Source organism: Sphingomonas sp. RIT328 (assembly GCF_000632225.1).
Lineage (GTDB): Bacteria > Pseudomonadota > Alphaproteobacteria > Sphingomonadales > Sphingomonadaceae > Sphingomonas > Sphingomonas kyungheensis.
The window spans coordinates 53,978-65,369 of record NZ_JFYV01000001.1 but is presented as its reverse complement, the minus strand read 5'-3'; the positions used below and the strand labels follow the sequence as shown (position 1 = coordinate 65,369).

The 11,392-nt window shown below is 70.4% G+C and carries 5 protein-coding genes; all 5 read left to right on the top strand.

All coding sequences use genetic code 11. The annotated features are described in order from the left end of the window. The first annotated feature begins 112 nt into the window (after positions 1-112). From BW41_RS00325 to BW41_RS00305, 5 genes are read left to right on the top strand one after another with little or no spacing between them, the layout of a single operon-like run. Positions 113-2,443 carry a beta-N-acetylhexosaminidase gene (locus tag BW41_RS00325; RefSeq protein WP_037530200.1) on the top strand — a complete coding sequence of 777 codons (2,331 nt, stop codon included), beginning with the start codon at positions 113-115 and terminating at the stop codon, positions 2,441-2,443. Continuing rightward, the gene (locus BW41_RS00320) at positions 2,440-5,004 is read left to right on the top strand and encodes a beta-mannosidase (protein WP_037530198.1); all 2,565 of its coding nucleotides are present in this window, start codon (positions 2,440-2,442) and stop codon (positions 5,002-5,004) included. Before BW41_RS00325 ends, BW41_RS00320 begins: the two co-directional genes overlap by 4 nt. A 31-nt stretch (positions 5,005-5,035) precedes the next feature. Continuing rightward, entirely contained in the window at positions 5,036-7,582 is a 2,547-nt protein-coding gene (locus BW41_RS00315) for a glycoside hydrolase family 3 C-terminal domain-containing protein (RefSeq protein ID WP_037530196.1), read from the top strand. After that, the gene (locus tag BW41_RS00310) at positions 7,579-9,036 is read left to right on the top strand and encodes a glycoside hydrolase family 125 protein (protein WP_051583138.1); all 1,458 of its coding nucleotides are present in this window, start codon (positions 7,579-7,581) and stop codon (positions 9,034-9,036) included. Before BW41_RS00315 ends, BW41_RS00310 begins: the two co-directional genes overlap by 4 nt. Then, the gene (locus tag BW41_RS00305; RefSeq protein WP_037530194.1) at positions 9,033-11,384 is read left to right on the top strand and encodes a GH92 family glycosyl hydrolase; all 2,352 of its coding nucleotides are present in this window, start codon (positions 9,033-9,035) and stop codon (positions 11,382-11,384) included. Before BW41_RS00310 ends, BW41_RS00305 begins: the two co-directional genes overlap by 4 nt. The last annotated feature ends 8 nt before the right edge of the window (positions 11,385-11,392 follow it).

Below are 11,392 nucleotides of genomic sequence, written 5' to 3'. Positions count from 1 at the left end.
CCTCGGCAGCCCGTGATGCGGCTGCCGGGGCTTTTTTGCAGATCAGGCATGGACGCCGCGGAAAGCGTCGGCCAAGATACCATCAATACCAAAACAGGACCAAGGGGCGGCCATGAGGGAGCAACCGGGAATCGCGATCGTCGTCGGCGCTGCGTTGGCGCTGCTGACCGCGCCCGCCGCCGCCCGCCCCGCCCCGCCGGCTGCGGGCGAGCTGCCGCTCGTCCCCCTGCCGCAGAGCGTGACGCAGGGCAGCGGAAGCTTCCTCGTCGCCGACGGCGCGCGGGTCGGCACACCGCCGGGCGATGCCGGTGCGGCGGCCGCCGCGCGGTTGCTCGCCCAGCACGTCCGCGTCGCGCGCGGGATCGCGCTCGCACCAGTCGCCGGCGAGGCCGCGATCCGCTTCGTCCGCGATGCGACCGTCACCGGCGACGAGGCCTATCGGCTCGACAGCGATGCGCACGGCATCCGGATCAGTGCATCGGGCGATCGCGGCCTCGTCCACGGCGCGATGACGCTCGCGCAATTGCTCAGCCCGGATCGCGCTTATGGCCGGCCGGTCGCGGTGCCGGCGCTCGCCATCGCCGATGCGCCGCGCTTCGCCTGGCGCGGGCTGATGATCGATCCGGCGCGGCATTTCCAGCCCGTCGCGGTGCTGCGCGATATCGTCGACCAGATGGCGGCGGTGAAGCTCAACACGCTCCATCTCCATCTCAGCGACGATCAGGGCTGGCGGTTCGAGGTCAGACGCTATCCCAAGCTGACCGAGGTCGGCGCCTGGCGCACCCCGCCCTCCGCCGGCGGCCCGCCGGGAGCGCGCGTCGGCGGCTTCTATACGCAGGCGGAGCTGCGCGGCCTCGTCGCCTATGCCGCCGAGCGTGGTATCGTCATCGTGCCAGAGATCGACCTGCCCGGCCATGCGCAGGCCCTGGTCGCCGCCTATCCCGAACATGGCGTGCTCGGCGATCGGCCCGCAGTCGGCCACGACTGGGGCGTCAACCCGTATCTGCTCAACCCGCGCCCCGAAACGGTGCGTTTCGTCGAGGACATTCTCGACGAGCTGCTCGCGGTGTTTCCGGGCCCGTATATCCATCTCGGCGGCGACGAGGCGGTCAAGGATCAATGGGAGCGCTCGCCCGCTGTGCAGGCGCAGATGGCATCGCTCGGCCTCAAGACCGAGATGCAGATGCAGAGCTGGCTGATCGACCAGCTCGCCGCCTATCTCGCCAAGCGCAACCGGCGGCTGATCGGCTGGGACGAGATCCTCGAAGGCGAATTGCCGCAATCGGCGGCGGTGATGTCGTGGCGCGGCGAGACGGGCGCGGTCGAGGCGGCGAAGCGCGGGCACGATGTCGTGCTGTCGCCGGGGCCGACGCTCTACCTCGACAATGCGCAGAGCGATCAGGCGGACGAGCCGCCCGGCCGGCTGGCGATCCAGACGCTGGCCGACCTGTATCGCTACGATCCGCTGCCCGCGGGCATCGATGCCGCCGCCGCCGGACATATCCTCGGCGCGCAGGGCAATGCGTTCAGCGAATATCTCATCACCGCGCGGCAGGTGCAGCATGCGATCTTCCCGCGCGCCGCGGCGCTCGCCGAGATCAGCTGGTCGGCGCCGGGTGCGCGCGACTTTCCCGGCTTCGTCGCACGGCTCCAGCCGCAAATCGCGCGCTGGCGGCGGGCAGGGCTGGAGGTCGCCGACAGCGCCTTTGCGGTCACGTACATGCTGCAGGGCAAGCGCGGCGACGTGCTGCGCAGCGGGCGCGTGACGGTCGCCCTGGCGACACAGGCCCCGCTCGGCACGATCCGCTACACGCTCGACGGCAGCGCTCCCGCCGCCAGCAGCCGGCGCTACGCCGCGCCGCTGACGCTGCCACCCGGCGCGACGATCCGCGCCGCCGCCTTCGATGCCGCGGGCGTGGCGCTGGCGGCGCCGCGCAGCTTCGCGACCGACCGGCAGGCGTTGCTCGGCGCCGGCAATGACGCGCTCACCGCCTGCCCGACCGGATCGCTGGCGCTGCACGTACCGCTGACCGCCGACCCCCCCGCCGACGCGCCCGCCTATAAGATCGACCTGTTCGACACTTGCTCGGTCTTCCCTGCTTCGCCGATCGCCCGCGCGAGGACGATCGCGCTGGACGTCGCGCGACTGCCGCGGCCGTTCGGGCTCGCGCACGAGTTCACCAAGGTGCGCGCGCATTACAACGTCACGCCGCACGGCGAGCTGGTCGTCACCGCCGGCTGCCCGACGAAGGACGCGCCGCGGCCGGCGGTGCTGGCGACCTTCCCGCTGCCCGATCCGGCAAGCGCGCCCAACCGGATGCGCTTCGAGGCCGCGCTGCCGCCGCAGACGCGCGACGCCGACCTCTGCCTGCAATTCACCTCGCCGCTAGCCGACCCGCTCTACGTGGTCGATCACGTCCAGTTGACGGAGCCTGTCCAGTGAAGCCCGCCCTCCCCCTTTTCTTCGCCCTGCTCGCATCGACGCCGGCCTTCGCCGCGCCGCGTACGGACGTGGCGCTCGACCGTGGCTGGCAGGTGCGGATCGATCCCGCCGACAGCGCTGCCGGACAGGCGCATCCCAAGGAAACGCGCTGGCTGCCCGCGCACGTGCCGGGCAGCGTCCAGCAGGATCTGATCGCCGCCCACCGCGTCCCCGATCCGTTCAAGGGCACCAACGAAGCCGCGATCCAATGGGTCGGCCTGACCGACTGGCAGTTCCGCACGCAGATCGCGGTGTCGCCGGCGATGCTGGCGCGCGATCATCTCGACCTCGTCTTCGACGGGCTCGACACCTTCGCGACGGTGCGCGTCAACGGTCGCGTGCTGCTCTCCGCCGACAATGCGCATCGCCGCTGGCGCGCGGATGCCAAGTCGCTGCTCAAGGCCGGCGACAATGAGATCCTCGTCACCATCGCCTCGCCGATCAAGCAGCTCGCGCCGCTGGTCCTCGCCGCCAAGCACCCGCTGCCCGGCGAATATGTCTCGGCGTTCAAGGACGATCCCGGCGACCGCCAGACCTCGCCCTATATCCGCAAGCCGAAATACCAATATGGCTGGGACTGGGGCCCGCGGATCGTCACCATCGGCCTGTGGCGGCCGGCGCGGCTCGAGGCGTGGGACGCGGCGCGGATCGAGACGCTGCGCGTCGAACAGGATGCGCTCAACGATGCCGAGGCGCGGCTGACCGCGCGCGCGACGATCGTCGCCGACCGGGCGAAGACGGTGACGCTGCGCACGACGATGACCGCGCCCGACGGCACCGCGCGCACCGTCGAACAGGCGGTGGCGGTCGCCGCCGGGCTCAACCGCGTCGCGATCCCGCTCACCGTCGCCGCGCCGCAGCGCTGGCAACCCGCCGGTTATGGCGCGCAGCCGCTCTACACCGTCGCGACGACCCTGCTGGTCGACGGCGCGGCGAGCGAGCAGCGGGCGCGGCGCATCGGGCTGCGCACCGTGTCGCTCGACCGGCGTGATGGCGCCTTCGCCTTCGTCGTCAACGGCAATCGCGTCTTCGCCAAGGGCGCCAATCTGATCCCGTTCGACAGCTTCCCGGCGCGTGTCGAGGCGGCCGAGATGCAGGGGCTGCTCACTGCGGCGCGCGACGCCAATATGAACATGATCCGCGTCTGGGGCGGCGGCTATTATCTCGACGATGCCTTTTACGAAATGGCCGACCGGCTGGGTCTGATGATCTGGCAGGATTTCATGTTCGGCGGCTCGGTGACGCCGCCCGAGGCCGCATTCCGCGAGAACGTCCGCATCGAGGCGGACGAGCAGGTCGCGCGGCTCGGCGACCATCCCTCGATCGTCCTCTGGGCGGGCAATAACGAAGTCCTGTCCGGCTGGGAGAATTGGAGCGACCGCAAGGCGTTCAAGACCGCGGTCGGCCCAGACGAGCAGGAGCGGATCGGCACCGGCATGGCGGTGCTGTTCGACCGGGTGCTGCGCGATGCCGTCACGCGCAACAGTCCCGGCACGCCCTATATGCCGGGATCGCCGTCGAGCGATTACGAAGGCCCGACCGATACCGACGCCAATGGCGATCGCCATTTCTGGGACGTCTGGTCGGGATCGAAGCCGGTCGAGCAATATCTCGATCACTGCCCGCGCTTCATGTCCGAATATGGCTTCCAGGCGATGCCGACGATGGCGACGATCCGCGACTTCGCCGGGCCGGGCGCGCTCGATGCTGACGGCGCGGTGATGAAGGCGCATCAGAAGTTCCTGGCGGGCGAAGGCAATGCCCGGCTGCGGCTGTATCTCGACCAGCGGCTGCGGCCGGCCAAGGACTTCGCCGACTTCGTCTATCTGACGCAGGTCAATCAGGCGCAGGCGATCGGCCTCGCCGCGCGCCACCACCGCGCCTGCCGGCCGGTGACGATGGGGTCGCTGTTCTGGCAGCTCAACGACGTCTGGCCGTCGATCAGCTGGGCGAGCATCGATCACCTCGGCCAGTGGAAGCTGCTCCAGTATGAGGCGCGGCGGTTCTTCGCACCGCAGGCGATCGTCGCGGAGCATAAGGACGCGAGCACCCAGGTGACGCTGATCTCGGACGCGACGACGCCGATCGCGGCGCGCTGGCGGGTGACGGTGCGCGACATGACCGGCGCGACGCTGGCGACGCGCGAGGCGGCGGCGACGCTCGCGCCGCTCTCCGCCGCGACGGTGGCGACGCTGCCCGATCCGGCGCTGTTCGGCGCCGCCCCGCCGGCGCAGAGCTATGCGGTCGCCGAGCTGCTGATCGACGGGCGCAGCGTCAGCCGCACGATCGTCGAGCGGCTCGCGCCCAAGGACATGGCCTATCCCGATCCCGGCCTGACGCTGCGCCGCGACGGCGACCGGGCGACGATCACCGCCACCCGGCTGGCGCGCGCGGTGATGATCGACATGGGCGATATGCCGGGCCAGGCTTCCGACAATGGTTTTGACCTATTGCCCGGCGAGAGCATCACGGTGACACTGACCGGCCAGCAGACGCCGGTACTGCGGACGCTGGCGCGATGACCCTTTCCTCCCCCTGTCTCGGAGCGACCTTATGATCCCCGCCCTCCTCCTGCTCGCCCAGGCCGCCGATCCGGTCGCCGCGAGCGTCGCGGCGATGTCGCCCGAGCGCAAGGCCGCGCAATTGCAGAGCACCGCGCCCGCCGACGCCGCCGCGGGCCTGCCCGCCTATGACTGGTGGAACGAAGGGCTGCACGGCCTCGCGCGCGATGGCTATGCCACCGTCTTCCCGCAGGCGATCGGCCTTGCCGCGACCTGGGACGTCGATCTGATGAACAAGGTCGGCACCGTCGTCAGCATCGAGGCGCGCGCCAAGTTCAACGCGCAACCCGCCGCCGCGGATCGCCGCATCTATCAGGGGCTGACGATCTGGTCGCCCAACATCAACATCTTCCGTGATCCGCGCTGGGGTCGCGGGCAGGAAACCTATGGCGAGGACCCCTATCTGACCGGGTCGCTCGGCGTCGGCTTCATCACCGGACTGCAAGGCCCCGACCCCCGGCATCCGCGCGTCGTCGCGACGCCCAAGCATTTCGCGGTGCACAGCGGCCCCGAGGCGGGACGCGACAGTTTCGACGTCGACGTCAGCCCGCGCGATCTCGAGGCGACCTATCTTCCCGCCTTCCGCCGCGCGATCACCGAGGGCAAGGCACAGTCGCTGATGTGTGCCTATAACAGCATCCACGGCGTGCCGGCCTGCGCCGCCTCGTGGCTGATGAACGATCGCCTGCGCCACGACTGGGGCTTCGCCGGCTTCACCGTCTCGGACTGCGACGCGGTGTCGAACATCTCGGTCTACCATCATTACCGGCTCGACGCGGCCGGCGCGGCGGCGGCGGGCATCCGTGGCGGGACCGACATCAATTGCGGTACGGCCTATGCCGCCTTGCCCGAAGCGCTCGCCAAGGGCCTCGTCACCCAGGCGGAGGTCGATACCGCGCTGACCCGCGCGCTGCGCGCCCGCCGCGCGCTCGGCATCGCTTACGGGGGCACCAGCCCCTGGGCGAGCATCAAGCCCAGCGAGCTGGCGACGCCCGCGCATCATGCCGTCGCGCTGGAGGCGGCACGCAAGGCGATCGTGCTGTTGCAGAATACCAACGCGCGCCTGCCGCTCGCCGCCGGGAGCCGGATCGCGGTGATCGGCGCCAATGCCGACGATCTCGGCGTGCTGCAGGGCAATTACCACGGCACGGCGATGCACCCGGTGACGCCGCTCGAAGGCCTTCGCCAGCGTTTCGGCACCGCCAATGTCCGTTATGCGCAAGGCTCGCTGCTCGCCGAAAGCTCGGCGATCGTCGTGCCGGAGACCGCGCTGCGCGCCGACGGCAAGCCCGGCCTGCGCGCCACCTATACCGGCGGCAGCGGCGCACCGACCGTGCGGCAGGACCGTCGCATCGACCTCGACGTCAACCGCGCGCCGCCCGCGCCCGGCCTGCCCGCGATCGGCTATACCGCGCGCTGGACCGGCGAGTTCGTGCCGCCCGCGCCCGGCCGCTACCATCTGATCCTCGACCAGACGCAATGCTGGAAGGATTGCACGGTCCACGACCGCGCGACGCTGACGCTCGGCGGCAAGACGCTGCACGACGGCGATCTGCCCAAGGGCCGCGTCGACCTCGTCATCGACAGCGACGGCACGCCGCAGCCGATCGACATCCGGCTCGACCATCGGTCGGAGGACGACAGCTTCCGTCTGTTGTGGCTGCCGCCCGCCGAGCCGTTGCTCGCGCAGGCGGTCGAGGCGGCGCGCCAGTCCGACGTCGCGGTGGTGGTCGCCGGCCTGTCGCCCGATCTGGAAGGCGAGGCGCTCTCCGTCTCCGTCCCCGGCTTCGTCGGCGGCGACCGGACCGACATCGCTCTGCCCGAGCCGCAGCTCCGGCTGCTCGCCGCGCTCAAGGCGACGGGCAAGCCGATCGTCCTGGTGCTGACCAGCGGCAGCGCGGTGGCGGTCGATCCCGCCGCCGCCGATGCGATCCTCGCCAATTGGTATGGCGGCGAGGCGGGCGGCACCGCACTCGCCGACGTGCTGTCGGGTGCGACCAATCCCGCCGGGCGCCTGCCGGTGACGCTGTACCGCACCACCGCCGACCTGCCCGCCTTCACCGATTACAACATGAAGGAGCGCACCTATCGCTATTTCACCGGCACGCCGCTGTGGGGCTTCGGCCATGGCCTCAGCTACACGCGCTTCGGCTATGCGGCACCGCGCGGCGCCGCCTCGGTCGCGGCGGGCGGCACGCTGACGATCGACACGATGGTGACGAACAGCGGCGCACGCGACGGCGAGGAGGTGGTGCAGGCCTATCTCGTCCCGCCGGCAGGAACCGGCCTCGGCGGCAATGACGCGGTGCTGCAACGCCAGCTCGTCGGCTTCCGCCGCATCGCCGTCGCGCGCGGGCGCAGCAGCAATGTGCGCTTCACGATCGATCCGCGCGGCATGAGCATCGTCGATCGCGACGGCCGCCGCCACGTCGTCCCCGGCGCCTACCGGCTCTACGTCGGCGGTGGTCAGCCGGGTGACGGCGCGGGGCAATGGTTCGACTTCACCGTGACGGGGACGGACATGGAGCTGCCGAAATGAGCGGAGAACTCCGTGCCGCGGGCGACATCGCCCTGCCCCGCCGCAGCGTGCTCGCCGGCGGGGTCGTGGCCGCCGCGGGGCTGGCGACGCCGGCCTTCGCCGCATCCCTGCCGTCGAAACGACCGGCGCCGGCCGACCGGCGCTTCACCAGCCCCGCGGTGGAGCGCGAGCTGGTCCGCGTCGCCGGCCGGATCGGTGACGACAAGCTGCGCTGGATGTTCGGCAATTGCTATCCGAACACGCTCGACACGACGGTGACGCAGGTCGGCACGGTGGACGGCAAGCCGGACAGCTTCGTCATCACCGGCGACATCCCCTGCCTGTGGCTGCGCGATTCGTCGGCGCAGGTGAAGCCCTATCTCCACCTCGCCCGCAAGGCGCCCGAGCTGCGCCGACTGATCGGCGGCCTGATCGCCCGGCAGGCGCGCTGCATCCTGATCGATCCCTATGCCAACGCCTTCATGGAGGATCCGACCGCCAGGTCGAACCTCGAATGGTCGCAGAAGGACGAAACGGAGATGAAGCCGGGCGTCGCCGAACGGAAGTGGGAAATCGACTCGCTCTGCTATCCGATGCGGCTCGCGCATGGATACTGGCGCGCGACCGGCGATGCCGCGCCCTTCGACGCGACCTGGGCGGAGGCCGCGCGCGCGAGCATCCGCACCTTCCGCGAACAGCAGAGGAAGGACGGCCCCGGCCCGTACAGCTTCCGCCGCTCCGCGCCGCAGCCGACCGAGACGTTGCTCTGGGGTCACGGCCATCCGACGCGGCCGGTCGGGCTGATCCATTCGGGCTTCCGCCCGTCGGACGATGCCTGCCTCTATCCCTTCCTGATCCCGAGCAATCTGTTCGCGGTCACGGCGTTACGCGAACTCGCCGTCGTCGCCAACGAGGCGCGGCACGATGCCGCCCTCGCCGCCGCCGCCACCGCGCTGGCGGCGGAGGTCGAGGCGGCGCTCAAGGCCTATGGGACGATGCGGCTGCGCGACGGCAGCGAGGTCTGGGCCTATGAGGTCGACGGCTTCGGCAACGCCATCTTCATGGACGACGCCAACGTGCCGTCGCTGTCGGGGCTCGGCTATCTCGGCTGCGTCGACTCGGCCGATCCGCTGTGGCGGCGGACGCAGGCCGCGTGCTGGAGCGCGGCCAATCCGTGGTTCTTCCGCGGCCGCGCCGGCGAGGGCATCGGCGGCCCGCATGTCGGTGCGGGCCAGATCTGGCCGATGTCGCTGACTATCCGCGCGCTTTCCGCGACCGACGACGCGACGATCCGCGCCGCGCTGCGCAGTCTGCGCCATACCGACGGCGGCACCGGCTTCATCCACGAAAGCTTCGACCAGGACGATCCCGCCAAATTCACCCGCGCCTGGTTCGCCTGGGCGAATGGCCTGTTCGCGGAACTCATCCTCCATCTCGCCGCGACCCGGCCCGCATTGCTCAAGGCGCCCCTATGACCGATCGCACCCTCTCCCGCCGCGCCTTGCTCGCCGGCACCGCCGCCGCCGGCCTGCCGCTCGCCCTGCCGTTGCCGGTCCTCGCCGCGGCGACCGCGCCGGCCAAGGCCAATCTGTTCGTCGGTACCGGCGGCCACGGCCATACCTATCCCGGCGCGACTTTGCCGTTCGGCATGGTGCAGCTCAGCCCCGACACCGATGTCGAGCGATGGGACGCCTGCTCCGGCTATCACCGCGACGATACGTCGATCATGGGGTTCAGCCATACCCATCTGTCGGGCACCGGCATCGGCGACATGCTCGACGTGCTGGTGGTGCCGACGGCCGGCACGAAAACGGGCGGCAAGGTCGAATTGCTGCCGGGGCCGCTCGCCGATCCCGATGCCGGCTACCGCCAGCGGTTCACCGCCGAACAGGCCGAGCCCGGCTATTATCGCGTTGCGCTGGAAAGCGGCGTGCGCGCCGAGCTGACCGTCACCGAACGGACCGGCTATCACCGCTATACCTTTCCCGCGGGTGCGGGGCATATCCTGATCGACCTGTCGCATCTCGTTCTCGACAAGAGCGACCAGCCGCCGCTGATCACCGACGCGAGCCTGACGCTCGACGCCGACGGCACGCTGACCGGGAGCCGCACCGTCAACCGCTGGGCGAAGGGGCGGCATATCCATTTCGCGCTCCAGACCTCGCGCACGCCGAGCCGCGTCACGCTCTATGGCGACGGCGATGCCGAACAACCCGCCGGCGCGCGCGCAGTGCGGGGCAACCGGCTGAAGGCGGTGCTCCATTATGACGAGGCCGGCGGGGCACCGATCCTGGTCCGCTGCGGCATTTCGGGCGTCGACGTCGCCGGCGCGCGCGCCAACCTCGCCGCCGAGGGCAAGAGCTGGGATTTCGACGCGGTGCGCCGCGCCGCGCAGGACCGCTGGGCAGAGGCCTTCGCCGGCGTGCGCATCGCCGGCGGCAGCGCCGATCAGCGCGTCATCTTCGCCTCCGCGCTGTATCATGCGCTGCTCGCGCCGACGCTCTTCTCCGATGTCGACGGCCGCTACATCGGGCTCGACCGCAAGCCGCACCGGCTCGGCGCGGGCGAGCGCGCGTACAGCAGCTATTCGCTGTGGGACACCTATCGCGCGCTGCATCCGCTGCTCACCATCGTCGCCCCCGATCAGGCGCAGGCGCTGGTCCACGACCTGATCCGCCAGACGCAGCAGAGCGTCTACGGCCCGCCGGTCTGGCCGTTGCAGGGGGTCGAGACGGGGACGATGATCGGCTGGCACGCGGTATCGGTCCTCGCCGAGGCGCAGGCCAAGGGGATCGCCGCCGATTATGCCGCCGCCTGGCCGGCGATCGCCAAGCGCAGCTTCGACTTCACCGCGCCCGACCTGGACAACAGCAAGGGCCGCGACGTCTATGACGCCAAGGGCTATGTCCCCGCCGACGTCTGGTTCGAAAGCGTCAGCCGGACGCAGGAATATGCCTATGACGACTGGGCCTCGGCGCACCTCGCCCGCGCGGCGGGGGAAGGCGCCGCGGCGGACCGGCTGCTCAAGCGGTCGGGCAACTGGCGCAACGTCATCGACGGCAAGGCGGGCTTCGCCAAGCCGCGCTTCGCCAACGGCCAGTGGTGGTCGCCCTATGATCCCGTCCAGCTCGGCCATATGCCCAAGCCGTGGTGGCGCGACTATACCGAGGCGAACGGCTGGCAGGCGACCTTCCTCAACCAGCATGACGTCTATGGCCTGATCGACCATATGGGCGGCGATGCGAGGTTCGAGGCGCGGCTCGACGCGCTGTTCACCGCGCCGTCGACGCTGCCGGCCAATGCGCCGCCCGACATCAGCGGCCTCGTCGGCCAATATGCGCATGGCAACGAGCCCAACCATCACGTCGCCTATCTCTACGTCTATGCCGGCGCGGCGTGGAAGACGCAGGCGATGGTGCGGCGCCTGTGCACCGAAATGTACAAGAACGACCCCGACGGGATCATCGGCAACGACGATTGCGGCCAGATGAGCGCGTGGTTCGTGCTGTCGTCGCTCGGCTTCTATCCGGTCGATCCGGTCGAGGCGGTCTATGTCTTCGGCTCGCCCCTGTTCGAACGCGCCGAGTTGCGCCTGCCTGGCGGCAAGAGCCTGACGATCGAGGCGCCGGGCAACCGCGCCGACACGCCGTATATCCGCGCGGTGACGTTCAACGGCCGGCCGTGGACCAAGTCGTGGATCAGCCATGCCGAGCTGATGCAGGGCGGCCGCCTCAGCTTCACGATGAGCGCGATGCCCAACACGGCCTTCGGTGCCGCCAAGGCCGACCGGCCGCCATCGCACGGCCGCGCTGCCAGCGCCTGACCGCCATC